Genomic DNA, 25,896 nt, shown 5'->3' with positions numbered 1-25,896 from the left:
CCGTCGCTGATCACCCGCCGCCCGCTGAATCGCCCGACCTGGGGCGCCCTGCCGATACGCCCACATGGGCCCCTTAACCGGTCACGGTAGCCGGCGCGGGGCCCAGCCGATCTTGAGCGCAAGGGTCCGCGTCAGTGCGATCCCCGTGGTCCTCCTTGCCCCACGTCTGGTCGGCTAGGTTTTCGCGATGGATGTCTCGTCCCTCTTCGATCTCACCGGCAAGGCTGCCCTTGTCACCGGTGCCTCCCGCGGCATCGGAAGGATGATCGCGGAGGGGCTGCTCTCGGCGGGCGTGACAGTCCACATCTGCGCGCCCGATGAGGTCGAACTCGACGAGGCGCGTCACGCGCTGTCGACCTTCGGGCAATGCCACGCGGTCGTCGCGGATGTCTCGCAGGGCGCGGACGCCGAGCGGCTCGCCGCGCACGTCGCCGGGCATGGCGGCCGGCTCGACATCCTCGTCAACAACGCCGCGATCGCGCGCGCCATGCCGTTCGAGGATTTCGATCAAAAGGCCTTCGAAGACGTCCTGACCGTCAATCTGGCGGCGCCGTTCGATATCGCGCGGCGGCTCGTTTCAGCGCTGCGAGCGGCGTCGCGACCGGGAGACCCATCTCGCATCATCAACATCGCCTCGGTCGAGGGGATGCGACCGCCTGCGTGGGAATCCTATCCCTACGCGGCGAGCAAGGCCGGCCTGATCCTGATGACCCGGCACCTCGCGGCGCACCTTGCGCCGGATATCACCGTCAACGCCATCGCGCCCGGTCTCTTCCGCACTGCCATGACAGAGCCGCTGTTCGCGCGACCGGATGCTGCCGCTTCGCTTGCGCATATGGTGCCGATGGGCCGCGAGGGGACAGCCGAAGAGATCGCCGGCGCGGCCATCTATCTGGCCTCCAGGGCTGGAGCTTATCTCACGGGCGCGCTGATCCCGGTCTCGGGCGGAGTCGCGACGGCGGACGGCTGATGAAACTGTACGCGACACCAGGCACTGCCTCGCTCGCGCCGCACATCATCCTGCGGGAGGCCGCGCTGCCCTTTGAAACCGTCAGGCTTGGGGTGAAGGCGAAGGTTCTGCCCGATGGACGACCCTTCACCTCGATCTGCCCGAAAGGATATGTGCCGGCACTCGAGCTCGACGATGGCTCGATCCTCACCGAGGGTCCCGCGATCCTGCTGTATCTCGCTGACCTGCGTCCAGAGCTGGGATTGGCGCCCGTGCACGGCACCATGGCGCGATATCGCACGATCGAATGGCTGAGCTTCACCGCGAGCGAGCTCCACAAGTCGTACACGCCGTTGTTCGTGCGCGGGCCATCCGACGACTGGAAAGCGGCCGCGCAGGCATCGATCGAGCGGCGGCTGGCATGGATCGACATGGAACTCACGGATCGCGAGTATTTGGGCGAGCACTTCGGCGTCGCCGACGCCTATCTGTTCACGGTCCTGAACTGGACCCAGTTCACGCTTATTCCGATCGACCGCTGGCCATCGCTCGAGGCCTATCTCCGGCGGGTGGCGGCCCGGCCCGCCGTCAGGGCAGCCCTTCGCGCTGACGGCTTGATACAGTGAGTGCGCGGCAGATCGAACTCACCGGCGAGCGGTTCATCGACGCAGCGCCCGCCGACATATTCGCGATGCTCATCGAGCCCGCGCACCAGCTTGCCTGGAACAGCCTCTACCTCTCGGCCTCGCTGTCGCCGGCAGGTCCTGTCGCCGAAGGAAGCGTCATGACCGGCCGGTTCAAGGGCGCGGGGCGGGCGACCGTGACGTTTGCTAACGTCGTACCAGGCAGCAGCTTCACGCACGTTTCCCGTTTGCTGGCTGGCGGCTTCCTGCCGCTGGGTGACTTTCGGCATCGCTACGATGTCGCGCCAGTCGGCAACGGCGCCCTGGTGCGCCAGACGGTTCGCGTCGACCTGAACTGGGTCGGCCGGTTGCTTCGCGGAACGATCTCCTCCGGGTTCAGGCGCCGGTTGCCTGAGAGCTTCGACGAATTCTACCGCTACGCCACCTCACCACATCGAGGCGAGTAGAGCTTCGATCTCCCCGGCATCGCGCGGTCGACGCGGGTTGGTTCGCATCGGTGGATCGTGAAGCGCGCGGGCGGCAAGGTTCGGGAGGAGCGACCGCTCGACTCCGATGTCGCGCAGTCGCGTCGGAAGGCCCAGCGCGCGGACCAGCGTCTCGACGGCGTCGCCCGCGCTGCCACTGCCGCCAAGTGCCTGCGATATGGCCGACTGGCGATCAGCGTTCACGGCCTCGTTCCAGCGCATGACCGGGGCCAGACACACGCAGGAGGTATCGCCGTGAAGCGCTCCCGTCGCGCCCCCGATGACGTGCCCGAGCGCATGGCTCGCGCCGACCTGGGCGCCGGCCTGCACACCGGCCATCGAAAGCCACGCGCCCATCTGGCAATCGAGCCGGGCATCAAGGTCGCCCGAATCGGCCCTGACCCGGGGCAATGCCGAGGAGAGCAATGCGAGCGCCTTTAGGGAGACCGCGTCGCTATAGGGACAGACCGTCAGCGCCGCCAACCGTTCGGCGGCATGGTCGATCGCCTTGACGCCGGTGGCGAGGAACACCCGCATCGGCACGTCGCGCGTCAGCACCGGATCGTACACGATACTCCTCGGCATCAGCCCGGCGGCCGACACCGCCGCCTTCGTGCCGGTTGCCGGATTCGTGACCCCGCCGAACCAGCTGCATTCTGCGGCGGACAATGTGGTCGGGATGGCGATGATCCGTATCGCGGGAAGGGTGTCCCAGGCACTCGGCTCGACACCGCGCCGGGTGCGCGCAAGGAGGTCCTGGAGTGCCGGCTCGTCGTCAACGCCCGCCTCTACGCATGCGAGAATGGCCTTCGCAGCGTCGATCACGGACCCGCCGCCGAGAGCGATCAGGCAATCCGGCCGCGCGTTGCGCGCGATAGCCGCGCCGCGCGAAATGCCGGCGAGCGGGACGTGCGGAGCGATGTCGGCAATCTCGCCGACAAGCCGTCCGCCCAGACGCTCTCGGAGCAACGCCGCCTCGGGCGTCGCCGCCTGTCGGCTCGATGAGACGAGAACGATGCGCGTGTCACCGGCAAGGGCCAGTTCGTCGTCGATCGCGTCCAGGAAGGGCGTGCCGTAGCGCACCCGCTGCTGGGCGAACTGGCGATGGACGAATGGCGTCATCCGAGACTGTCGAGCGGCGCCGTCGACGACAGCGCATCCGCCATCCCGGCCAGTCGTACCGGGAACCGTGCCAGACCCTCATGATACAGTCTTCGCGCGGCGAACTGCTTATGTGCGCAAAGCCCGGCAGGCGCGACCACCTCAGCGACGGGTACGTCTGCGGCGCGCAGGCGATCGACGAGCTCCGGCGCGCTCAGGCGCCGCGTCTCCTCCGCCAGCCGCGCGTTGATCGCGGCGGCCGAGGCGATGCGCGCCGCGAACGTGGCAAAAGTCGGTCCGTTAAACGGCGTGAGGTCGAGCACCCCGTTGAGCCGGCCCCAGAAATGGTCCTCGAGCGCGCCGATCGTAACGATCGCGCCGTCGGCGCAGGAAAAGGCGCCGTAGGCTGGCTTTACCAGTGCGTCGTCGCGCTGCGCCGAAAGCGTGGACAGGCCGGCGTCGTCGAACTGGGCGACACGGGGATTCATCCAGTGCGCGACGCAGTCCGCCATCGCGACGTCAATATGCTGGCCCGCTCCCGTTCGCCCCCGCTGGACGAGTGCCGCCAGGACGGCGGCGAGCGCATAGGTTGCAGCGCACAGGTCGGCGGCGGGCAGGCCGAAGGCATGGGCCGGCGGGTCGGCGGCCTGGCCGGAGAGCGCGATCGCGCCTCCCGTCGCGAGATAATTGACGTCGTGCCCGGGCAGCGGCGCCATCGGGCCGGTCTGCCCATAGCCGGTCAGCGAAACGTAGATGAGGCGCGGCATTGCGTCTGCGAGCGCCGCATAGTCCAGGCCGAGCCGTTTCATCACGCCGGGCCTGAAGCCCTCGACCACGATATCCGCGCGGGATATCGTCGCCCGCGCCTTCTCTGCTTGTGCCGGGTCCTTGAGGTCGGAGAGAATGCTCGCCTTCCCACGGTTCACGGCTCGGAACACGCCCGGCGCGAGCCTGCGGGTGGGGTCACCGTGCGGCGGACGCTCCACCTTGATGACATGGGCGCCCAGCTCGGCCAGGCTCTGCGTCAGGAACGGGCCCGGCAGCAGCTCGCTGAAATCTGCCACCACGATGCCTTCGAGCGGCGGGGTCATCGGACAGGCGGCCTTGCGTTACGCTCGTCCTGTGCGGTCACCAGGTCCCAGATGCGTTGGCCCTGTGGCGACGCCTTCTCGTCGGCGATATGGGCGACCAGTCCTGCGGCCCGTCCGATCAGCGCCAGGCCGCGGCCCATCATCGGATCCATTCCCATGTCCGCCAGGATCGCGCCGTTCGCGCCGGCCGCATTGAGCGGCAACGCGCGGCCAGTGTGCGCGGCGACCGCCCGCGGGATCGCAATCGCCAGCCGCCAGTGCTTGCCAAAATACCCGTTCTCCTCGGAGATGCGGCGGAGGGTCGGCACGCGCGGATCGCCGTCGATATGGATCGGGTGGCCGATCCCCGAGATCGGACGGCGTTCGGCTCGCCGGACCGCGGCCAGCGCGGCCGCGCATTCCGCGATCGCGCCATCGTCGGCATCCTCCGGCAGGTCGGCGGCAGCATCCATCAGCATTTGCGCCACGTTCTGGACGGTCCCGAGGAAATTGTTGCCAGCGCCGAGCAGTCCGGCGGCGACCGCGCCCTGCAGCGATTCGGGGGCGCCAAGCCATGTGAGCCGTGCCGTGATCGCGCTGGGCGTCAGGCCGTGGTCGGCAGCGGTCACGAGCAGCATGTTGATCATGGTCTTCTCGCGCGGCTCGGGCAGCCTCGCGAAGGTCACCCACCAAATCATGTCGACGAAGTCGAACGACCCCAATATCTCGGTGGAGAGGTTCCTGCCGCGCACCATGATGGCATCGCGGGTTGAGTAGCCGATCTCGGTCGCGACGGTCATGACAGTCCTTCGTTCAGGCGGCGCACGACCATGGCATCGAGCGGCAGCGCTCCCTCCGGCCCAACCCATACCGGGTTCAGGTCGAGCTCCTCGATCGCCGCACCCTGCACGCACACGAAGTCCGAGACGCCGACGAGCAGGCGCTCGAGGGCGGCGACATCGCATCTGGGCCGGCCGCGTGCACCATCGAGCAGCGCAAAGGACCTGACCTCGCGCAGCATCGCGGCGGCTTCCCGCGCGGTGAGTGGCAGGAGCCGGCGTGCGACATCCTGGAAAATCTCGACGTGGATGCCGCCAAGGCCGCAGGTCATCACCGGGCCGAACACCGGGTCGCGGTGGACGCCGACGAACATCTCGACGCCGCCGGGCGGCGCCATCCGCTCGATGAGCAGACCATCGATCCGAGCCTCGGGCCGCTGCCGCGCCACGGCCGCCATGATGCGGCGCCAGGCTCCGGCCACGGCATCGGCATCCGCGAGACCGAGCGCCACGCCGCCGATATCGGACTTGTGCAAGATGTCGGCGCTCGCGATCTTGGCGACGACAGGATAGCCCATCGCGTCGGCTATGCTGCGTGCCTCGTCGATGGTCGTCGCGACCGTCGCCGGCATGACCCCGATACCATGTTCGCGCAGCCATGCCTTCGCGTCGAGCTCGCTCATCGCCACGGTTCGCGAACCCTGGGTGACCGGACCGGGGATACCGACCGGCATCCAGTCCGCCTCGCGCGTCGCCAGCCAGCGACCGTGATCGGCCCAGCGGCGGACCGCGGTCACCGCCTTGCCGACGCTGCGCACCGGCGCGAGCCCCGCATCCGCCAGGTCGCGATATCCCTCGCCGATGCGATCGCTGATCCAGACCGGCAGGAGCGGGGTCGCGGTCGCCGACTGCACGGCGACGACGCTTTCGGCAGCCCGCGTCGTGGCAGCGCCGTACTCCATGGGAAAGGGATGGAGCACGATGCCGACCCCGGGGTCGGACGCTACTGCTGCAAGCGTCCGGTCGATCACCGTCATGTCCGCAAGCACGTCTGCCGTCGTATCCACCGGATTGGCGATCGAGGCGAACGACGGCAGCAGCTCCCGCAGCGTTGCTTCCGTATCGGGCGCGAAGGTCGCGAGCGTCAGTCCGGCGGTCCCGACCATGTCGGCGGTCAGGGCGGCAGTGCCGCCCGACGAGCAGTAAACCGCAACCCGTTCGTCGGCGCCCGGTCGCTTGCGCGCCAGGAGCCAAGCCGTGTCGATCAGCTCGTCGATATCGTCGACCTCGACGACGCCCAGTTGCCTGAAGGCGGCGCTGTTGACCTCCGCCGAACCGGAAATCGCCGCGGTATGCGACATCGCGGCTTTCGCACCATAAGCGGATCGCCCGACCTTCAAGGCGACGATCGGCTTTCCGCGTTCGGCCGCGTGCCGGACCGCCGCCACGAATTTCGCACCATCGCGAATACCCTCGATGAGGGTCGCGATCACGGTGATGTCGGGTGCGTCCGCCATATAATGGATGAAGTCGCTGACCTCGAGATCGACCTCGTTCCCCGCCGAGCACCACAAGCCGACGCCGACGCCGCGGTCCATCGACTGCAGGACGGTGCGCCCGAGGCCGCCGCCCTGCGTCGCGACACCGAGCGGCCCGGACCGCAGATCGAGCCTGAAGGCGGGCGAGAAGGTGAAGCCGAGCCTGGCGTTGACGTTCGACAGGCCCGGGCAGTTGGGGCCGTAGATCCGCATCCCGGTCGTGCGGACGATGTCGCGCATCTCGGCCTCGGCTGCCTTGCCGGGCTCTCCGGTTTCGCCAAAGCCCGAGGTCAGCACGATGGCGAAGCGCGTGCCGCGATCCGCGCAGCCGCGCAGCGCCTCGATCACGCCTTCGGCCGGGATCGCGATGACGGCCAGATCCGGCGCCTCCGGCAGCAATGCCGGCGTCGCGACGCAGGGCCGGCCGCCCACCGTGTCGCGCCCGGGGTTCACGAGATGGAGTCGCCCGGTAAAGTGGGATTCCTCGACCAAGTTGTAGAAGACCCGGCCGCCTATCCGGTCGCGACGATCGGACGCGCCGACGATGGCGACCGACTCGGGCCTGACCAGGCCGGTCAGGTCGGGAAACGCGTAACCCGTCATTCGGCCGGCCGGCACATGACCAGCATCGCGGCGGTGCATTCGACCGTCACCTCGCCGGTCTGCGTCACCGCCCGGCGACGGAAGGTCAGCACTCCTCGATCGGGCCGCGAGGTCAAACGCGCCTCGACGACCTCGATGTCGACATGGATGGTGTCGCCGATGAAGGTCGGCTTCAGGAAACGGCACCCGACCTCCATCAGGGCAAGCTGCGACGGCTCGAGCAGCTGGTTGACGATCGTTCGGGTGTTGAGACCAGACATGTAGGACGCGACCAGCATCCCGTGCGCGATACGGCGACCGAACGGCGCGGCGGCGGCAAATTCGGCATCGACATGCGCCCGGTTGAGGTCCCCGGTCAGGCTCGCGAACCCGACCACATCCGCGTCGGTGATCGTGCGCGACGACGTCGAATAGGCAAAGCCCACCGGCAGGTCCTCGAACCAATAGCGCATGGCCGCCAGCTCGGAAGCGGCAGGGGCGGTGATGCTCACGCTATGGCACTCATGCCGAGGATTTCGCGGCCGATGATAAGGGTCTGAATCTCGGTCGTGCCCTCCGGGATCATGCCGCCGCGCGTGTCCCTGAAGATGCGCTCGATCGGGTATCCCGTCGCATAGCCCAGCCCGCCATGGACCTGGAGCGCCATGCTGGCGACTTCGTGCGAGACTTCCGTCGCATAGAGCTTGGCGATCGAGCAGGCCATGCGCGCGTCGCCGCCGCCTTGAAGCGCGTCCGCCGCGCGCCGGACGAGCGCGCGGGCCGCCTCGACCCGTATCTGCATATCGACGATGTGCTTCTGGACCAGCTGGAACTGTCCGATCGGGCGACCGAACTGCTTGCGTGTCTTGGCATGATCGATCGCGAGGTCGAGTGCCGCCTGCGCAGCCCCGACGGCGCCGGCCGCGACGTTGAGTCGCCCCGGATCGAGTCCGCCCATGACCAGCCGGAGCGCCGATCCTTCCTCGCCGAGCAGGTTCTCGGCAGGAACCGCGACATCGGCGAAGCCCAGTTCGGCGGTCCCTGTGCTGCGCAGTACCATCATGTCGACGTGCCGCACCTCGAACGGCGATATGTCGCGCTCGACGAGGAAAAGTGAAAGCTTGCCATCGCAGTCGGCGCTGAACGTGCGCGCGACCACGATCCCGAAATCCGCCCAGGCCCCGTTGGTGATCCACAGCTTGCGTCCGTTCAGGACATAGTGATCGCCCTTGCGGTCGGCGCGGGTCTGGATGCCGGCGACGTTCGACCCGACGTCGGGCTCGGTGATCGCGGAGAAGACTTGCCGCGTCCCCTCGAACAGGGGCGTCAGGAAGCGGTCGCGCTGCCCGGGGCTCGCGTGGTTCGCGAGCAGCAGCATCGGAATATTATGGGTGTTGAGGAGCGTGCGCAGCGACGACCAATGGTATCCGGCCTCCTCGATCATCATGCTCCAGGTCGGATAGTCGATGCCGTAGCCGCCCTGGTCCTCGCTCAGCCAGCCACCCAGATAGCCGAACTGGCGCAGCTCGCCGAGCAGTTCGAGCGGGAAGGTCCGCGCCTCGTCATGCGCGGCCACGATCGGCGAGACTTCCGCCCGCAGGTAGCGGCGGATATTGTCGCGCAGCTGGACCTGCTCGGGTGTGGCGTCGTTTCCGCTCATGACGAGTAGCGTCCGCCGGTGACGAAGACCGTCGTCCCGGAAATGTAGCGCGCGCGCTCGGACGCGAGGAATAAAACGGTGTCGGAGACGTCGCGCGGCTCGCCCAGAAAGCCGACCGGGTTCTTGGCGATCGCCGCCTCGCGGAGTCTCTCGAAATGCGGCAGGCTTTGGATGCCCTCGGTCATGATGAACCCCGGGGCCACCGCGTTCACCGTTATGCCGAATCGGCCAGCCTCCTGCGACAAGGCCCGCGTGAAGCCGATCAGGCCGGCCTTGGCCGCCGAGTAATTGGCCTGGCCAGGGTTGCCGAAGATCGATCGCGACGAGATGTTCACGATCCGCCCGTTCTTGCGCGCCATCATCCCGGGAAGGACCGCGCGCGAGCACAGAAAGGTACCCTTGAGGATGATGTCGATCACCGACTCCCAGGCCGCAAGAGGCATCTTCGCGAGGTAGCCGTCCTTCAGATAGCCGGCATTGTTGACCAGGATATCCACTGCGCCGAACGCGCTTTCGGCGGCCTCGATCAGGTGTGCCGCGGAGGCCTCGTCGGTGACGTCGCACGGTATCGCGACGGCCTCATGCCCATCGGCCACAAGCCTGCCAGCGGTGGCAGCGGCCGTGTCGGGGTCGATGTCGGAGACGACGACGCGGCAGCCCTCCTGGGCGAAGGCGCGCGCGGTGTCGGCACCGATGCCGCGACCGGATCCGGTCACCAGCGCTACCTTGCCATCAAGCCCTAAATCCAAGCCTTCCTCCCAGACGTCGTTGCGCCAGGGACATGGATGACGGCAGCACGAGCGCGCTCAAAGGGCAGCGCCGATCTTTGCCGGGCGGACGTATTCGCTCAGCCGGGCGCGCCGCCATGGCCGGCGACAGACCGGCGCAGGGACCGCCGGACCTCGGAAGGGGGCACGCCGAACCAGCCGTTGCACGCGCGCCGGAAGCAGCGCGAGTCGGACATGCCGAGCTCCTCGGCGATGTCGCCGGCCGGCTTGTCTCCCAGCAGGAGCATCTCGGCGGCTTCGCGTCGCAGATCGCTCGATATGCGGCGGAACGACAGTCCGGACTCGGCGAGGCGGCGGCGCAGCGTCGGCACGCTCATGCCGAGGCGACGCGCGACGGCGGTCTGGCTGGCAGCCTCGTCGAGGAGACAGGCCCGAACGCGGGCCAGCAGTCCCGATGCGACCTCGGCATCGCTGCGGGCGTGGTCGAGCCGGCGCAGCTCGACCAGTCGGACATATTCCCCGAACGCCGCTTCGTGCCATCGCTGGAAGGCGGAGACGTGGAACGAGGCTTCCACATCCTCGGCGCGGTACACGATCTGCGCCTCGTCGCCCTGCCGCTGGACCGGGGTGCCGAGCACGCCCAGCAGCGAACATCCGAAGGGCTGCACCATGGCGGGACCGCGCAGCCGGCGTGGCTCGATCGCATGCTCCATAGCCCATTGCAGCGCGCAGTGGATGACGACGAGCATGGCCTCGACATAGATGGCGGCCGCCGCTCCATCCGCACCCCTAAGCCCGATCGTCAGCGTCGCCTCGCCATTGCGCATGCTGACGCCGATCATCAGATCCGGACGAACGATCTGCGCGCCGGCGGCAAGCCGCCTGAGACCATCGCCCAGCGTCTCGCCCTGGATCATGGACGCCATCAGAAGTTCGAAATTGCCGTTGGGCACGGGCGCCGAGCCCAGACGGTGGGTCTCGTCATTGCTGAGCGTGACGTTGGCGTGAAGGAGCTTCCAGGCGGTGATGAAGTCGATGCGGGCGGCGGCCGGCTGCGCGAGGATGTTCGTATTGCAGTCGGGATCGCCGATCATCTCAAGGAGATGCTGAGCCGTCGGGCGACCGATGAGTGCCGCGACATAGTCGAACGAGACGCCGGGGCACTCGGCCGGCGAAATCGACTGGTCCTCCAACATCGAGGTCACCGAAACATCCTCCACGACGACCGACCCGTTTTCGAGCTTGGCCACCTTTTTAGCCTAGGACCGGCCGCCCAGGAAGTCCGCCACCTCGTCCAGCGCCGCGGGAGCCTCGGGCAGCAACGAGGTGAATGCGTGCCATACGTGCGGCAGGTCGGGCCAGATGCTGAGCACCGCACGGCCGCGCGCTTCAGTCAGGCGCGCCATGAAACGCTGCGCGTCGCCGAGCAGATATTCGGCGCCGCTCGCCTGAATCAAGGTCGGCGGGAAGCGGCGCAGCGTATCCGTCGTCGCGTTGACGGGCGAAAGCTCAACCCGCTCGAGCGATTCCGCGCCCGGCGCGTAGAGCGACATCATCATCGCCACACCCGCCGCATCGACATTACCATCGCCGGCCGCCACCGACTTGGGCGGTGCGACGTCGAGCGCGGCGCACAGGAGCGCGAGGCGGTCCGGCAGGGGCTCTCCCGCCGCAATCAGACGGACGCAGGCGGCGGCAGCCAGGTTGCCGCCCGCCGAGTCCCCGGCAAGGGCGAGGTGCTGCGCCGCCCCGGGGCCGTCGGGGCCGTTGCGTGCCGCCCATCGGATCGCGGCAAGACTGTCGTCGAGCCCGGCGGGAAAGGGATGCTCCGGCGCCAGGCGGTAATCCACCGACAGCACCGCACAGCGCGACCGACGCGCGAGATGCGCGCAGATGCTCCGGTGGCTGTAGAGGCCGCCGGCGACCCATCCGCCGCCATGCAGGTAGACGAGACGATGATCCGGACGCGCGTCCCCGGCCAGGAGCCATTCAGCGCGAACCCCGTCCGCGTCGGCAGGGTTCACGTCCACGTCGAGGAGCGGCGCCCGGGGCTCGACGTCGCCGTAGCGGTCGACACCGTCGCGCATGGCCTGGATAGGATCCGCGCCGGGCGGCGGCGTCATCGTCGCGGCGAGGTGATCGAGCGCGCGCGCGATGTCCGGCCGACCGGTTTCAGAAATTGACATTGGCACCGATCCCGAATGTGCGTGGTGGAAGCAAGTTGACGATGCGGACCGAGCCCAGGAGCGGCGAGACGATCGCCATGCTGCCGATGACGTTGCGGTCGGTGGCGTTGCGGACGAACGCGTAGAGGCGGAACCGCTTGTCGCCGGGCTCGAGCGTCAGCGAAAAGTCGAGCAGGCCGTATCCGCGCTGACGCGCGTCGGCGGTGTTGAACTCGCTGAAATAATAGCTGCTGCGATAGGCGTAGTTCACGCCCGGCGTGAGCACGAAGCGGCCGATCCGCGCCGCATATTCGGCCCCGAGCGAGAATTGCACCTTCGACGTCAGCGGAAGGCGATTGCCCGACACATCGACGGCGAGCTGGCCGTGGCGGATGTCGTCGGTGACGAACTCGCGATACTTGGCGTCGAGGACGCTGACATTGCCGGTCAAGGTGAGCCCGGCAACCGGCTTGAGCACACCCTCGATCTCCAACCCTGAAATCCGTGCTTTCGCGGCGTTCGACAGGATTTGCGTCAGGGCACCGATCTGCAGCACCTGCAGGTCGCGATAGTTGCTCGTGAAGACGTCAATGTTGAGCTGCGCGCGGCGATCGAGGAAATTGCTCTTCAGGCCAACCTCGAAATTGTCGACGGTCTCGGGGCGGACCGGACTCGTCAGCGCGCCCAGGTTGATGGCGCCCGATTTGAACCCGCGCGCGGCACTTGCGTACAGGAGCAGCCCGTCGCTTGCCTGATAGTCGAGCCCGATCTTGCCGCTGGCGCGCGACCAGCGGTCCGACGGGGTCGCGCTTTGAATGCCGAGGAAGTTGACGAATTCGTCGGCCGCCTTCTTGTCGCTCGTGTAGCGGATGCCGCCCGACAGCTTCAGCTTGTCGGTGATCGAGAAATGACCGTCCGCATAGCCGGCGATCGAGGTGGAACGGACCTCGCCACCGGCGCTGAAGTTGACCGGGAACGGGATGTTCAGAGGGGCGCCGGGCGCGACGAACCCGAGCGGGATCGCGTCGAACACATAGGTGACACGGTTCTGGCGGAAATCGACATAGGTCGCCCCAATCAGCCAGTCGAACCGGCGCTTGCCGGTCGACGCCAGGCGGGCGTCGACGCTGATGTCGCGGCTGGTGGTGACCAGCCGGGTCGTCGACTGATCCGCTTCCGTCCCGTCCTGGTCGTAGGACAGTTCGTGCTGGCTGTGGCGATAACTCCCGAGCAGCGTGAATTCGGTCGAGCCGATCGGGGCGGTGAAGGTGGCGAGGCCGCCATAGACCTTGCGGTAGTTGCCCCCGAAATTGCTCTTGAGAGACCGCTTGTCGGCGCTGGGTCGAACGCCGAAGAGGAGCTCGGCTGGCTGCGGGAACGGATCGGGCAGCACCTTTTCGGCCGGGCCGTTGTCCCGTTCGCGCAGATAGAAGCCGGTCAGATGCAGGTTGGCGGCGCCGATCGCGGTCGACGTCTGGGCGCGGAGCGCGACGGACTTGAGGTCGTCGAAGCGGGAGAGGGCGCCGGGCTGCCCGGCCAGCTCGTTGCGAGTGAAGCCGGAGTTGCGCTTGATCTCGACCGACAGGCGCGCGTTGGTCGACGCGAAACCGAGCGGACCCGACAGAAAGCCGGTCGCTTCGACGCGCCCATAGTCGCCGACGACGACACCGGCTTGACCCTTGAACGTACCCGTCGGCGCCGCCGAGATCACGTTGATCGCCCCGCCCGTGGCGTTGCGGCCGTAAAGCGCTCCTTGCGGACCGCGCAGGACCTCGACGCGCTCGACATCGAACAGCGCGACGTCCGTCGCCTCCTGGTCCGAAACATAGGCGCCGTCATTGTAGAAGGCGACGCCGGGGTCGCCGCCGGGCGTGTAGAAATTGTTGCCGATGCCGCGGATGAAGATCTGCGAGATGCCGAAGTTGCTGCTGAACGAAAGATTGGGCACCGCGCTTGTCAGGTCGGCCAGCCGATCGGCGCCCTTGCTCGCCAGCGCGTCGCCGCTCAACGCCGTGATTGCGTCCGGCGTCCGCTGCAGGATCGTTTCGCGCTTGAGCGCGGTCACGACGATGTCGCCGATCGCGGCCTCATCGCCCGCGGGCGACGGCTGCGTCGCGGTGCCGGTGCTCGGAGGGGCCGACTGGGCGAGGACGGGCGATGGCAGGGCGGCGAGGCCCGCCAATCCCAGGCCCCAGCCTTTCAGACGCAATGCGCCACGCGCCGACCGTCGCATATGATCCTCCCCAGCTACATTTTTATGGGTCGAGCCTAGACGGCAGCCGGGCTGGGCAAAGGTCGGGACGGCTCAATGACAAGCGGACATATTCGCTCAACGGTCGCATTTCCAAGTGGCGGCGAAGTCTGGCGCACGAAAGTCGCCGAGCGAATTTGTCCTCCACAATTCGCGACCATTGGTCCTCCTACCGGTGCGTGACCCTCGCTAGCCTTGCGCGCGAAACCGCCTCGGAGCCCGGAGCGCAGCGCTATCTGCGGCCACGAGACGAGCGACAGATCATGGATTTCGCGCGCGTGATGCGACCGAACGAACTAAGCGAGGAATGCGGATCGTGCCGGGTGTGCGATGCCAGCGCCTGACCGCCCGGCCATCGCGGTCCTTCTGCGCGCGCGGCCAAGTCTGCGGCCGATCCTGTCGGGCGAGGCGGGCCCTTGACCCCCTCGGCCGGGTGGCTGACGCGCATGTCCAGGCTTCGGCTAAAACCGTCAGCGCGCGCCCTCAAGCGCGAGCACAACGCCCGGCTTTCGATGTTCGCAAGCGCTTGGGCCATAATTGCCTCTCTTGCGAAGAGAGCGGTGTCCGACGGCCTCGGAGCTGAGAAACGCGCCAAGCACGCGCCGTTGCTTCCAGGAAGCGCCGGCCATCCGAAGCCGCCGAACGATTGGGCTTCTGGCGCAACTCGCGTGGGTCATCAAGCGAATGCCTTGCAATGGCCGGTGCGCTCGGGAAGAGTCTGAGCATGCGCCGCGACATCGATCATCTGCCTGAGACGCAGCGGGAAGAACTGGAACGCGTCCAGCGCGTCCTCATGGAGGAATTCGAAACCGCGGTCTCCCGCGCGACGTCGCCGTCTCGGAGAAACGGCAAGATCTACAAGATCATCCTGTTCGGAAGCTACGCGCGCGACGACTGGGTCGACGATCCGAAGGGCGGCTACCAGTCGGACTTCGATCTCCTCATCATCGTCAACGACGAGGACCTGACCGACATCGCGCATTATTGGTATGTCGCCGAGGACAAGATTCTTCGCGATGCCAGTGTCGGTCGACTGGTCAACATCATCGTCCACTCGCTCAATGAGGTGAACGCGGCGCTCAGCCGAGGCGAGTATTTCTGGGTCGATATCGCCCGCGACGGAATCATGCTCTACGAACTGCCGGGCCATCCATTGGTTCGGCCTATGCCGCTCACGCCGGTGGATGCCTATTCCATGGCGACCGGATATTTCGAGCACTGGATGCCCAGTGCCGAACAGTTCCTGTCTCAGGGCGAGGAAGCGGTTGCTCGCGGTTGGAACAACAACGCCGCGTTCCAACTCCACCAAGCCACGGAACGGCTCTACATTTGCTTCTTACTAGTTCGAAAATTGTACTTTCCAAAATCCCATAACATAAAATTTCTTCGATCACTGGCTGAAGATAACGAACCGCGGCTGATTGCTGCATGGCCCCGCGACAGTCGTATCGATCGCCGTCGATTCCAGCTGCTCAAGCGTGCCTATGTCGAGGCACGATATTCCGAGGCCTACGCCATCGAGCGGGAGGACCTTGACGCCATCCTGGCCTCGGTGAAGGTGCTGCGGAATCTTGTCGACGAGGTCTCGCGCGAATGTCTCGCCGAGCGGAAAGCTGCCGCGGCGCAATAGGCGTCAGGTCCGAAAAGCTACCGCCTACCGCTTGCTTTTGTCTTCGGCCGAGGTCTAGATTCTTCGAACGTCGCAGCAGCGATGTCGGAGCCTGAGAACTCTGCCCAAGCATGGACCGGCGCGTGTTTCGTCGCGCGTCCGCTCCATCGAGCGTTGGCTGCCGTCGCGGTGGCCGGCGCTCTCCGCGCTCGCGCGTTCTCGACACTGGCATAGCCTCCTGCCGCGGAAAGAGGCAGGTGACCTATGCGTGGATTTGGAAGGTTCGAGTGGCGCGAGGGCGCCGTCGGGTTCGCTCGATGCGCTTGATCTTGGCGCTCGACGATTGCGGGTCGCCCCGCGAACCCTTGAGCGAGGGCGATCCGCTGCCGCCCGAGGACCGGGTTGTGGCACCGCGCCCGACGGTTGAGCGGCTCTATCGAAGCCAGGCTCCGAAATTGCTGCGGTTCTTCGCCCGGCGTGGTCATCGTGACGAGGCCGAGGATCTAACGAACGACAGCTTCGTGCGGCTCATGACCGCGCCGGCAGTGCGGGACGACCGGGTCGGCAACGCGGAGTCCTACCTCCAGGAGGTGGCGAAGAACGTCCTTCGCAATCGTGCCCGCGCTGCGTTCCATCGGTCGATCGTCGACCTTGATCTGGACCCGGAAACGGTGACTGACGGCAACGATCCTACGGCACTTATGGAAGCGCGGGACATGCTGACCCGCACCGAAGCCGCGCTTGCGAGACTTCCCGCCAAAACGCGCTCAATTTTCATGGCGCATCGGCTGGAGGGCGCTACCTATGCCGACCTGGCCAAGACTCACGGCCTGTCGGTGAAGGGGATTGACTGGCACATGACCAAGGCAATCGCGCATCTCCACCGGTTTGCGGGCAAACGATGAACGACATCCATGACGACGCGCCCTTGAGCTCGGCAGAGCAGGAAGCCGTCGAATGGCTTTCGCGGCTGCGCGAGGGAGGCGGCCGGTATCAGGCGGCGTTTGAGGAATGGTATAGCGCCCATCCGGCTAACGCCGATGCCTTTGATAGGGTGCTGGAAACGTACCAGGCCTCGGGGCGACCGGCTGCCGCCGCTGCTCAGTCCCGTCGCCGCCGTTATTGGGGCGTTGCGATCGCTGCCGTTGCCGCAGTTTTCGTGTGTTTCGCTTATCTGGGCGTGGCCAAGAAGCCGTTCTCGAGCACCGAAAACAGGGCATTCGCCGCAGCTACCAGGACCGGTGAAATTAAGACCGTCGCGCTGGTCGATGGCACGAAAGTGACGCTCGACACCCAAAGCGCGATACGCGCCAATTTCAATACGGCCGCGCGGCAGATTCACTTGCTGCGCGGTCGCGCACATTTCGAAGTGGCGGCCGAGCCGCGGCCGTTCATTGTCTCGACCGATGGCGGGTCGGTCACGACCGGCGGAGCGGTGCTCGACGTCGGCTATCTTGAGGGCAGCACGCAGGTGGGATTGCTGCGCGGAAGCGCCGACGTGACACCGTTGGGCCGTAAGGGAACACCGTTGCGGATGGTACCGGGCACCCGCCTGGTTGCAGCACGCGATGGCTCGATCGGATGGCAGCGGCGATTTGCCGCAAGCGATATGCGCTGGACTACGGGTATGCTCTCGTTCGAAGCGACGCCGGTCGCCGCAGTCGTTACCGCAGCCAACCGTTATAGCGCCGCTCGAATCGTCTTGGCCGATCCTTCGATCGGCAAACTTCGCTTCACCGGGACAATCGAGGCGAAAAACACGCTAGGTTTGGCGCGCATGCTAGCTGCCATGTTCAACCTGCGCCTCGACATGACTGACCCGCAGCGACTGACCCTCTCCCGCTAAATCGTGGTCTAGTAAGGGCGGTCGGTATGGGACGCAGCGACTGCTATTGTGCCTACGGCAGCTTCGCGCCCTATCTCGGCCATTGCGACCGAGCCGGCGAGCTCCTGAAAGCAGACATTGCTTTTGGAAAATTGATAGACCGGACTTGTTACGTTGCTGCCTTTGCAAGCGATGGATCGGAGGGCAACTTGCCCTGATCCAGCCGACCAGTCAGACGTCAGGCATTTCCGGCAGGGGCGGCTGCAGCGCGCCCTGCCGCGGCGAGCGGCCTGAAAGCGAACTGGGTCTCACACTTATCGTGTGCGCAGACCGGTTTGTTCAGGCCGTGCGGCCGCTGATATTTAGTGCGGCCACACACGCATTCGAATTGACCGCGGAATGCCTTGAATTCGTCCCAACGCGTCTTCTCGTCGCCAATCGACCCATCGCCATAGGGCGCGTCCTGAAAATGGCTCCCGAAGTTCTCGATGTCGCCCCTCACCAAGCTGGCGATAAAGCGGTTGTTGACGCCAGGCACACCGGCAGGCGTCAACTTGAGATCGCTTAGGAATCCGCCGAGTGCCGAGGCCAGCTCGGATCGCTCGTAGGAATATGCCTTTTCGAGCTGGCGTATGCGGACGCTGACGCCGAAGCCGCGGGCTATGTTGAGCAGCCATTCCTCCTCAGCTTGACGCATCTCGTTGGCCGCGGATTCACCCTTGGCCCAGCGATCAGCGATCATTTCGTCGGTCACCTTATGGTCGGCGAAGCGCGGCCCAAACGCGGGATCCAGCCCGATGATGCGCGTGAACTGCCAGTCTTTCGCCGCGAGCTGATCCTTGAGGTGATTGAAGAACCGCTCGTCATGGGTGACGAGGATGATCTGGCAGTCGGTGAACATCTTGGCGAGCAGCGCTCCGATCGCGCGGCGATGGTCGGCGTCATAGGAGGTAACAACATCGTCGAGCGCGATCACCGGGGCAGCGCTGTTGAACTTCTTGATTGCCGCGAGGCGCAGCGCCAGCGCCACCGAGTGAATCTGGGAGTCGCTCAGGTAGCCGCCCGGCGCAACGCCCTGACGATTGTCAGCGAAGTCGATGACCAGCTGCATGCGCTGCTGGTTGGTATCGTCCTCGCCGGGCAGTTCGAGCCGGATCGGCCTGGCCTTGTCGCCCTGGATTTCCTTGTAAATGGCGTTCATCGGCGCCTGGAGGGTGTCGAGCAGCGACTGGACCTTTTCCCTGATCTTGCCCGAGACGAGCGTCGCCTGGGTGCCGAGCGCCTCGTGCAGCGAGGTGAGTTCCTCAGTCGTACGCGTCGCCAGTGCGACATCCGTCTGGAGCTTCAGCAGTCGGTCGATGCTCGCTTTGGCTTTCACCCAGGTATGTTCGCCCTGCTTGTCCTCGATGTCGGCGATGTCCTGGTCGAGACCGGTGAGGCGCGCCTCCAGCTCGGCGGTGATCGCGGCGGACGCGGGGGCCGCGGCGCCCGGCCAGGCGGCAACCCCGGCCTGATACTCGATGAGTGCTGCCCTGAAGCCGTCCGGATCATCTTCGGACAGATGATCGATCATCGCGGGAAGCCGCGCGATCAGCTGGTTATGTGCCCTAGTGGCGGCTTTGTCGGCATCGTCCAGCGTGGTCTTGGCGTCGTTATAGCTTTGCAGATCGTCGAGATGGGTCTTCAGAAGATTGCGAATCGCTGGTACGCTTCCGGCAGCGGTATCGCCGATCACCGTCGCGCAGACCGGACATTCGTCCGGGAGCGTGGCATCGTCGGCGAACAGTTTCTCGGCCTCCTTCCACACCGACCGGAAGACCGTGCCCGCCGCCTTGTCTCGCTCGTCGGCTTCGGTGGCCGTGGCATCTGCCAGCACCGATCGCGCTTCGTCGAAGGCGGCAATGGCGCCCGAATATTCGGGGTCGCCGCCGTCCTCGGGCACGGTCTTCTGCCACAGCGCGATAACCGAGTTGCGGACCTGTCGCAGCCCGGCGAGGCCGACGCTCTTCTCCTCGGCCGCAACGCGTTTGCCGATGTCGACGTAGCCGGCGTCCGCGGCATCGAGCGCCGCCATCGTCAGTGTGGGATCGAGCGGCGCAATGACGTTCGTGTTGACGAAGTCGAGCACGGCCGCGTCCTCCCACACCTGCACGACCTGGGCGGTCTCGGCGCGCAGCTGCCCGGCGAGACGAACCTGTTCGGTCGTGCTCTCGGCAGCGGCCTTGACCTCGCGGCGCAGCAGCCGGAGATTCTTCTGGACCTCGACCAGCGGCGAGAGCTGTAGCCAGCTCACCACGTCGCTGTAGCGGGTCTCCGCTTTATGCTCCTCAACGAAGGTGCGCAGCGTATAACCGCGGATGATCGGCGCGACGACAAACCCGGCCTTCATCGCAGTAGCCGCTGCATGGATAGGACGCGGATTGCCGACCGCCGTGCGGCTTCCCGCGGTGGTGGCCTTGCCGGTGATGGTCGTGAACTTGACCACCGACGCGATCCCCGCCGCCTGCGCGCCATTATGGGCCAGCGCGGACGGGCCGGCCTGGTTGTTCAATGCACGCTGCCCGAGCCGATCGAGTGTACCATGTTCGGAGAAGAGGAATTCGAGCGCGTCGATGACACTCGACTTGCCAAGGCCATTGGGCGCGAAGATCGCCAAGCTCGGCTTCTTGCTGAAATCGAAGGTCTTGGGCTGGAGATAGGCGCGAAAGCCCTCGAGCGTCAGCGAGTGGAACAGCGTTGGATCAGCCATCGGCCTGCTCCTCGGTCGGGGCCGCGCGCTCGGCGGCCAGCGCCAGGATCGCCGCCTTGGCATTGGCGATGAGATTGTTGTGCGGCGTGATCGTCAGCAGATGATCCGACAGGATCGCAGCTAGCTCGGCATCGACATCATCGGAGGCCTTGAGCGCAGCGGCGACGCCGGTCAGGAACGCTTCGGGCGTTTCGACCACATCCGCCTCCGGCGCGGCAAGTGCCGCAATCATCTCGAACGCCAACGCCTCCTCCGGTGCTGCTGCTTCCTCGTTCACCAATCCCCCTCCTCCAGCCGGTCCACGAATCGGTCGCGCCAACGCCGTGCCGCCGGTTCATGTCGACCGGGAGACTAGCCAAGTACAATCGAAGCGAAAACGAGCGATCACGACATCAAGCCGGATCGGACTGAATATCAGCACACTAAAAGCGACAACGCGCCACGAGCGCACATGCACCTAAATCGACGGAATGCCCGCGTGGCTTAGCACGCGGTTCAGATCATCGAGGCAGCGCTGACGCAGGTCATCGAGATACCGCGCTAGGGCGGGTTGGCGAAGATCGAGGCAAGTGCCGACAGCGACGATCGTGCCGTCCTTCAAACCCTGCTCGAGCTGTGCGCGCAGGAGCTTCAGATTCTGGTCCACGTCGCGAAGGCCATTCCGCGCCGCGGCATCGTCGAGCTCGTGGTAGCCGCCGATCGCCTTGCGGATGACCTGGCGGCTTTCCCGATCGACCAGTTCGCCGGTGCGTAGCGCCTTTTGCGTGTCCTTCAACGCCTGGAAGAACTCGCTCGGGGTTTCGCAATGCAGCGGCACTTCGAAGGCCGGCCGGGCGAATGCCATCGCGATCGTTCGCAAGATAATCTCGTCGAGATCCTTGGGCGCGCGTACTTGGATGACGTCGCGATAATAGCGGCGCTGCAAGTCGGGATAGCTGTTAAGGTGGGAGATACACTCGTCCCAGGTCCAGACGATCGCGATGCGCTTGCGCCCCGCCTGTTCCCACTCGTAGTTGATCTCTTCGACCCAGGCCTGGACCTTGGTGTCACGCCGTGCGGTGGTGGCAAGGATCCACAGGCTGAGGTCGGGCGTGAAGCCGAGCGCCGCGTCCGCCTCGTCGCGCAGGAACGTGCGCGAGATCGGACCGCCCGGATACGGATTACCCTTCTCGTCGAGATCGGCGAGGCGTTTGCACTGGATGCCGATCCGGCCATAGCGGCTCGAAGTGCCAAAAACATCGACACCGTGCTGCGCCTGCCCCGGTCGGCCGACCTGCTGCGCATTGGGGACGTTGTAGACCTCGGTTAGCAATGCCGTGCACAGCTCTTCGAACTGCTGCCAGTAGAGTGGTGGCTGGAAGAATTGCCAGATACCCAAAGGTCACCCCCATCGCACAATCGCGGTCCAAGACAGCGAGCGCCGCAGGCCGCTGCGCATTGCTAGTGCTATTTCTCCGTCGGAAAGCGGAGGTATTTCTTCCCTGTCCAGCGGCGATAGACGAAGTCGCCATCGATCGCCGCGTTGATCGCCTTCAGCGTGGTCATCAAGGCGGGCTTGTTGAAACCATGATCGCATAACCGATTGTAGAGGATCGACCACGCCAGGCAGCAGTCGGAAAAGCTGACCTTCTCGGCGGTCGATCCAAACACCCAGCCGAAGACGACGCCAGCCGCGTCCAAGGCCGTGGTCAGTTCTCGATCGCCGCCGCCGCAAGTTGCCATGACCAACGCCTTGTCGGGTCCAGCGGCGGGTTTGATGAGCTCGACAAACGCCTTCCAGCTTAGCTTCTTTCCATTGGTAAGAAAAACGCCGGTGCCATTGCCGTGCGATGAGAAATGCAGGACCTGCGCCTTGCTTACCGCTGCCTCGGCGATGGCGCGCTCGACCAGCGGCTTGGTGAAGGCTATGCGGTATTCCGTCGTGACATCGAGTATTTTCAGGATCTCGTTTGCGGCATGGCCGTCCAAGCGACGCTCGAAGAAATCCTCTGGGTCGAGCGTTTCCAGAATATAGACACTGTCGAGCATGGCATCCCCCGTTACTACCGGCAGCACCATATGCACGACCTCGCAACGCGTATATGAGTTAGCCCGTGACTGGCTCTAGTAATGCCCAGCCGGATGTGATGGCAACGCGCGGGATCTGTCCCTAATTGACCTACAGTTTCGAGACCCTTTCCCCGGCCGATTTCGAAGATCTCGTACGCGATCTCATCGGTTGCGAACTTAGCGTCCGATTTGAAGCGTTCGGACCAGGTCCGGATGGCGGCGTCGATGGCCGACATGCGACCGGCGACGAGAAGGTGATCCTCCAGGCAAAGCATTATCGCCTGTCGGACATGGCGGCGCTCGTTCGCGTGATGAAGAAGGAACGCTGCGCGATCGACCGGCTCCATCCTGACCGATACATCCTTGCGACATCGCGACCGCTGACGCCGGACAACAAGGCCGTCCTCGCAGAAATCGTCGGACCATCGTTAAGATCGAGCGATGATATCTTCGGATGCGAAGATCTGAACGGCTTGGTCCGCAAATATCCCGACATAGAGCGCGGTCACGTCAAGCTTTGGCTGTCGGGGGCAGGTGCGCTCGATCGCGTCCTCAACGCAGCGTCGCACAACTTCACGACGATTACGCGCGAGGAGATCGAGGCTAAGCTCAAAGTTTATGCCGAGAACCCGAGTTTCAGGTCCGGGCGAGACATTCTGGAAGGTCAACGCGTCCTCATCGTTTCGGGTCCGCCCGGTGTCGGCAAAACAACACTCGCCGAGATGCTGTGCTACGCCTACATCGCGGAAGGATGGGAACTTGTCGCGATCCGCAATCTCGAAGAAGGGTTTGCGCGGATCGACGACAGCAAGCGGCAGATCTTCTTTTTCGATGATTTCCTTGGCAGGATCGCGCTCGACGAGCGCGCTTTGTCGACGCAGGACTCCGATCTCGCCCGCTTCATTAGCCGGGTCCGGCGAACGCCTGGTGCGCGATTCATACTGACGACGCGTGCCTATATCTACGAACAGGCGCGGCTTCTCTCGGAGGCGCTGTCCGATACCAAGCTGAACGTGTCGCGCTACGTCTTGGATGTGGGCGTCTACACCCGGCGTATTCGCGCCCGCATCCTCTATAATCATTTGGTGGTGGCAGGCGTGCCCGAAGCCCATATCGCAGCGCTGATTGAGCAGAAAGCGATCAAGAAGATCGTCGATCATAAGCACTATAATCCCCGTATAATCCAGTTCATGACCGAGGCCGATCGGATCGCCGATACCGATCCAACAAGTTATCCCAAAGCGTTTCTCGATACGCTCAAGGACCCCGATCTCATCTGGGACAAGGCGTTCCGCTCCCACATCACGCGGCGTTCGCAACATCTGCTCATCGCCCTGTTTCTGATATCAGAATACGGCTCTGAGCTCGAAGATCTCGAGGAAGTGTTCGCTGGGATTCATCCGGTTCTGTGCGCGAACTTCGGTGTGCCATACGACCCGAAGGACTTCGAAGGCGCGCTTCGCACAGTGGAAGGCAGCTTCGTCGCGATCTCCGGAACGACGGTGCGCTACGTCAACCCCTCTGTACGGGACTATCTCGCGCGCTATCTGAGTGACAAGGCATTGCTGTCCGTGCTTGCCGATGGCGTGCCCACGCTGCGAAGTGCGCGCAATCTCTTCGATCATTTCATGAAGCAACCCGGTCCTACCAATGAAGGGATCGCCACCTTTGTTTCCAGATTCGTCCGGCTCTGCGAGCGCTTCGTCACGGTGGAGGTGTGGAAGCGCATTCCGGGCGAAAAATATCTTTCGCGAATGTACGAGCTATCGAACTCGGACCGCATCGACCTTCTCGTGAACTGGTGGCGGCTTTCGCACGCCGAGCCTTTCATCGCGGCAGCGCAGACGATCGCCGATAAGGGTCGTGCCGCTCTTTCCGCGTGGGAAGACGGTAGGAAGCTGCCGGAGATTCTAGCGGGGCTGCGTGCAGCCCAAGCTCTGGGCGAACCGACACCGACCGAGCTGATCGACGCTGTCGAGGCCGGCGTATCCGGTCTGCTCGCGACCGATCTTGATCCGGACGACGTCTCCCGAATTCTCGCCGCTGCCGACGACCATGAAGGTAGTCTGCGGCCCGAGCTTTTCGCCGAGATCGAAGGCGCCGCGCGGCGGGTAATAGAGGAACTGCCGGATAATCTCGGCCATCTGGATTCGGAATCTACGCTGGAAGACTGGGGGAAAACGATCAACACGCTGGCCGCTCGTTTCAATGCCGATCCGCGCTTCGTCGAGCGCGCCCATGCCGCCCTCAAGCACCGAACTGAGCAATTGCGTGAGACGGAGGCCGAGGACACTGAAGCGAGTTTCACGGGGTCCGCGGATCTGCCGGGCGACAAATTCGACGACGCCGCGCTGGCGAGCCTATTCGGATCGCTTGGTGCGTCGACCTCCGCCATGATCGCATTGGAAGACGACGACGAACTGGGCGACCTCGACGATCTACCGTTTTAGCGCCGCGAGACTTCGGAAAGCCTGACTCACGCATCTATTCCACAATGAGCCAGCGACTCCTGGCAAGGAGCAGGGCCTCCCATTCGCCAAGAGGCCTGAATGAACGGCAGATTCCGGGTGCTCAGTTGCCGGCATCAATCCCCCCGCGCTTTGCCGTCCGCTTCGTGGCGCACGGTTGGCGGCGTCTACTAATGCAGACATTTGCAGCGTTGACCTGAGCAACCGCCTCTAGTCGTCAGCCGCCTGCGGCTAGGTCCGCCGAAACGTCCGCTTCGGCCTTACCACCCACTAGAAGCTGTCAGACAGCAATCGGAAAAATAACGGCCCATATTAAGGGTATGCCTTGCGACGCTGATGGCGTGTCACCGGGGAATGCGAAGAGTCAGTCCCGAATTCGGACCCGGCGGGAGGCCGAGCGCCGGTTCGACGCCCTGGGTGCGGCGGAGGTCCTCCAGCACTGTCGCAGGATCGACGAGCTGTCCGAGCTTGGCCAGCGAGGCGGGACGGGGCTCGGCAACGGCCTTCGCGCGATAGACCTCGAGGTTCACGACGCCTTCCTCGATCGCCCGTCTGCACAGTCCTCTGCAGTAGTAGCGGTTGAACTCGCCCTCGCCCATCGTCTCATGGGCGTTGTAAGGCACCGCCGCGGACGTGTAGCCGCCCTTTGGCTTCCGGCGGTCGTAGTGGGACTTCAAGCAACCGTCACCGCGTATCGCCGCCGCGAGGCTGTCGTCGTTCCCGTTGACCGCCGCATCGACGAGTAGCTGCGGCCAACTGTCGCATCCTCTCGGGTTGAGATAACTGCTGATGTAGATCGAGCCGTTCGCGATGTCCGCCTCGATCTCCTCGCGCATGAAACGGCGAGTGGACTCGTCGAGATTCTCGTATGCCAAACCCATTGTCCGTTCCTTCCGTATCCGAGATTGGTAATCTGCGGTGCCAGCGGCAAGTCAGGTGCGTCGACCGCGAGCCAGTCCGAGACATCGCTTCTTCAGGCAGCCAGACGCTGGGCCGCCTCGATCCGAGAGTCCGAGCCGGTCTCGAAGAAGAGCACTTCGTCGCGCGACAGGCGGAGAAGCTGGCGGGGCTGCACCCTGAAGCGCTCACCCGCCCGGACCATCCACAGCTGACGGTCGGCCGGCTGGTTCGCCTTCGCCAGCAGCGTCGCGGAATTTATCACTTCCGCATCGATCGCCAGAAGCTGGCTGTCCACGTCGACGATATGACGAAACCCGATATCCCAGTAAGCCATGAGCGTGTCCTCTTGTCCGATGAAAGCACTC

23 protein-coding genes are annotated in these 25,896 nt (G+C 65.0%); 7 read left to right on the top strand and 16 right to left on the bottom strand.

The genetic code is table 11. The features are described 5' to 3' along the window. Window positions 1-187: 187 nt before the first annotated feature. The 3 genes from SPR01S_RS09395 to SPR01S_RS09385 are packed head-to-tail and all read left to right on the top strand — an operon-like array spanning window position 188 to window position 2,039. The gene (locus SPR01S_RS09395; protein WP_066588493.1) at window positions 188-970 is read left to right on the top strand and encodes an SDR family oxidoreductase; all 783 of its coding nucleotides are present in this window, start codon (window positions 188-190) and stop codon (window positions 968-970) included. Next, on the top strand, window positions 970-1,575 hold the full coding sequence (gene gstA, locus SPR01S_RS09390) for a glutathione transferase GstA (RefSeq protein ID WP_066588492.1): 606 nt from the start codon (window positions 970-972) through the stop codon (window positions 1,573-1,575). Before SPR01S_RS09395 ends, gstA begins: the two co-directional genes overlap by 1 nt. Continuing rightward, window positions 1,572-2,039: an SRPBCC family protein gene (locus SPR01S_RS09385; protein ID WP_066588489.1), complete on the top strand. Its 468-nt coding sequence runs from the start codon at window positions 1,572-1,574 to the stop codon at window positions 2,037-2,039. The genes gstA and SPR01S_RS09385 overlap by 4 nt, the downstream gene beginning before the upstream one ends. On the opposite strand, the gene SPR01S_RS09380 is transcribed toward SPR01S_RS09385, so the two are convergent. From SPR01S_RS09380 to SPR01S_RS09335, 10 genes are all read right to left on the bottom strand, one after another. Next, window positions 2,019-3,179 carry an iron-containing alcohol dehydrogenase gene (locus SPR01S_RS09380; protein ID WP_066588487.1) on the bottom strand — a complete coding sequence of 387 codons (1,161 nt, stop codon included), beginning with the start codon at window positions 3,177-3,179 and terminating at the stop codon, window positions 2,019-2,021. The two genes, SPR01S_RS09385 and SPR01S_RS09380, sit on opposite strands and share 21 nt — an antisense overlap. Further along, the gene (locus SPR01S_RS09375) at window positions 3,176-4,249 is read right to left on the bottom strand and encodes a CaiB/BaiF CoA transferase family protein (RefSeq protein WP_066588486.1); all 1,074 of its coding nucleotides are present in this window, start codon (window positions 4,247-4,249) and stop codon (window positions 3,176-3,178) included. The genes SPR01S_RS09380 and SPR01S_RS09375 overlap by 4 nt, the downstream gene beginning before the upstream one ends. Continuing rightward, on the bottom strand, window positions 4,246-5,028 hold the full coding sequence (locus SPR01S_RS09370) for a citryl-CoA lyase (protein ID WP_066588483.1): 783 nt from the start codon (window positions 5,026-5,028) through the stop codon (window positions 4,246-4,248). Before SPR01S_RS09370 ends, SPR01S_RS09375 begins: the two co-directional genes overlap by 4 nt. Continuing rightward, window positions 5,025-7,148: an acetate--CoA ligase family protein gene (locus SPR01S_RS09365; RefSeq protein ID WP_066588529.1), complete on the bottom strand. Its 2,124-nt coding sequence runs from the start codon at window positions 7,146-7,148 to the stop codon at window positions 5,025-5,027. The genes SPR01S_RS09370 and SPR01S_RS09365 overlap by 4 nt, the downstream gene beginning before the upstream one ends. Then, a complete protein-coding gene (locus SPR01S_RS09360) occupies window positions 7,145-7,639 on the bottom strand; it encodes a MaoC family dehydratase (protein ID WP_218016734.1) in 495 nt (164 codons plus the stop codon). The genes SPR01S_RS09365 and SPR01S_RS09360 overlap by 4 nt, the downstream gene beginning before the upstream one ends. After that, window positions 7,636-8,787, bottom strand: a complete 1,152-nt coding sequence (locus tag SPR01S_RS09355) for an acyl-CoA dehydrogenase family protein (protein WP_066588481.1) — start codon at window positions 8,785-8,787, stop codon at window positions 7,636-7,638. Before SPR01S_RS09355 ends, SPR01S_RS09360 begins: the two co-directional genes overlap by 4 nt. After that, the gene (locus SPR01S_RS09350; protein WP_218016733.1) at window positions 8,784-9,503 is read right to left on the bottom strand and encodes an SDR family NAD(P)-dependent oxidoreductase; all 720 of its coding nucleotides are present in this window, start codon (window positions 9,501-9,503) and stop codon (window positions 8,784-8,786) included. Before SPR01S_RS09350 ends, SPR01S_RS09355 begins: the two co-directional genes overlap by 4 nt. Before the next feature lie 131 nt (window positions 9,504-9,634). Further along, the gene (locus SPR01S_RS09345; protein WP_066588475.1) at window positions 9,635-10,765 is read right to left on the bottom strand and encodes an AraC family transcriptional regulator; all 1,131 of its coding nucleotides are present in this window, start codon (window positions 10,763-10,765) and stop codon (window positions 9,635-9,637) included. Between the two features lie 9 nt (window positions 10,766-10,774). After that, a complete protein-coding gene (locus tag SPR01S_RS09340; RefSeq protein WP_066588474.1) occupies window positions 10,775-11,701 on the bottom strand; it encodes an alpha/beta hydrolase in 927 nt (308 codons plus the stop codon). Next, window positions 11,688-13,913, bottom strand: coding sequence for a TonB-dependent receptor (locus SPR01S_RS09335; RefSeq protein WP_084251070.1), 2,226 nt, complete (start codon window positions 13,911-13,913; stop codon window positions 11,688-11,690). The genes SPR01S_RS09340 and SPR01S_RS09335 overlap by 14 nt, the downstream gene beginning before the upstream one ends. A gap of 742 nt (window positions 13,914-14,655) precedes the next feature. Here SPR01S_RS09335 and SPR01S_RS09330 point away from each other — a divergent pair. The 3 genes from SPR01S_RS09330 (at window position 14,656) to SPR01S_RS09320 (ending at window position 17,386) form a co-directional block, all read left to right on the top strand. Then, window positions 14,656-15,561 (top strand): HEPN domain-containing protein, encoded by a 906-nt coding sequence (locus tag SPR01S_RS09330; protein WP_066588526.1) that lies wholly within the window; start codon window positions 14,656-14,658, stop codon window positions 15,559-15,561. Window positions 15,562-15,869: 308 nt separating this feature from the next. Continuing rightward, a complete protein-coding gene (locus SPR01S_RS09325) occupies window positions 15,870-16,445 on the top strand; it encodes an RNA polymerase sigma factor (RefSeq protein WP_169803409.1) in 576 nt (191 codons plus the stop codon). Next, a complete protein-coding gene (locus SPR01S_RS09320) occupies window positions 16,442-17,386 on the top strand; it encodes a FecR family protein (protein WP_066588465.1) in 945 nt (314 codons plus the stop codon). The genes SPR01S_RS09325 and SPR01S_RS09320 overlap by 4 nt, the downstream gene beginning before the upstream one ends. Window positions 17,387-17,603: 217 nt before the next feature. Here the strand turns inward: SPR01S_RS09320 and SPR01S_RS09315 are convergent, their stop codons facing one another. From SPR01S_RS09315 to SPR01S_RS09300, 4 genes are all read right to left on the bottom strand, one after another. Beyond that, window positions 17,604-20,114: an AAA family ATPase gene (locus tag SPR01S_RS09315; RefSeq protein ID WP_066588462.1), complete on the bottom strand. Its 2,511-nt coding sequence runs from the start codon at window positions 20,112-20,114 to the stop codon at window positions 17,604-17,606. Next, window positions 20,107-20,391: a hypothetical protein gene (locus SPR01S_RS09310; RefSeq protein ID WP_157082118.1), complete on the bottom strand. Its 285-nt coding sequence runs from the start codon at window positions 20,389-20,391 to the stop codon at window positions 20,107-20,109. The genes SPR01S_RS09315 and SPR01S_RS09310 overlap by 8 nt, the downstream gene beginning before the upstream one ends. Window positions 20,392-20,571: 180 nt before the next feature. Next, window positions 20,572-21,492 (bottom strand): hypothetical protein, encoded by a 921-nt coding sequence (locus tag SPR01S_RS09305; protein WP_066588455.1) that lies wholly within the window; start codon window positions 21,490-21,492, stop codon window positions 20,572-20,574. 68 nt (window positions 21,493-21,560) lie between these two features. Further along, on the bottom strand, window positions 21,561-22,172 hold the full coding sequence (locus tag SPR01S_RS09300) for a hypothetical protein (protein ID WP_066588453.1): 612 nt from the start codon (window positions 22,170-22,172) through the stop codon (window positions 21,561-21,563). A 95-nt stretch (window positions 22,173-22,267) separates the two neighbouring features. Here SPR01S_RS09300 and SPR01S_RS09295 point away from each other — a divergent pair, with 95 nt between their 5' ends. Then, window positions 22,268-24,613 carry an nSTAND3 domain-containing NTPase gene (locus SPR01S_RS09295; protein WP_066588451.1) on the top strand — a complete coding sequence of 782 codons (2,346 nt, stop codon included), beginning with the start codon at window positions 22,268-22,270 and terminating at the stop codon, window positions 24,611-24,613. 362 nt (window positions 24,614-24,975) lie between these two features. Here SPR01S_RS09295 and SPR01S_RS09290 read toward each other — a convergent pair whose 3' ends face one another. Beyond that, the gene (locus SPR01S_RS09290; protein ID WP_066588448.1) at window positions 24,976-25,512 is read right to left on the bottom strand and encodes a hypothetical protein; all 537 of its coding nucleotides are present in this window, start codon (window positions 25,510-25,512) and stop codon (window positions 24,976-24,978) included. 92 nt (window positions 25,513-25,604) lie between these two features. Further along, entirely contained in the window at window positions 25,605-25,865 is a 261-nt protein-coding gene (locus tag SPR01S_RS09285) for a hypothetical protein (protein ID WP_157082114.1), read from the bottom strand. Window positions 25,866-25,896 lie beyond the last annotated feature (31 nt).

This window comes from Sphingomonas pruni NBRC 15498, from assembly GCF_001598455.1.
Classification (GTDB): domain Bacteria; phylum Pseudomonadota; class Alphaproteobacteria; order Sphingomonadales; family Sphingomonadaceae; genus Sphingomonas; species Sphingomonas pruni.
This window is presented reverse-complemented; position numbering and strand designations above follow the sequence as displayed.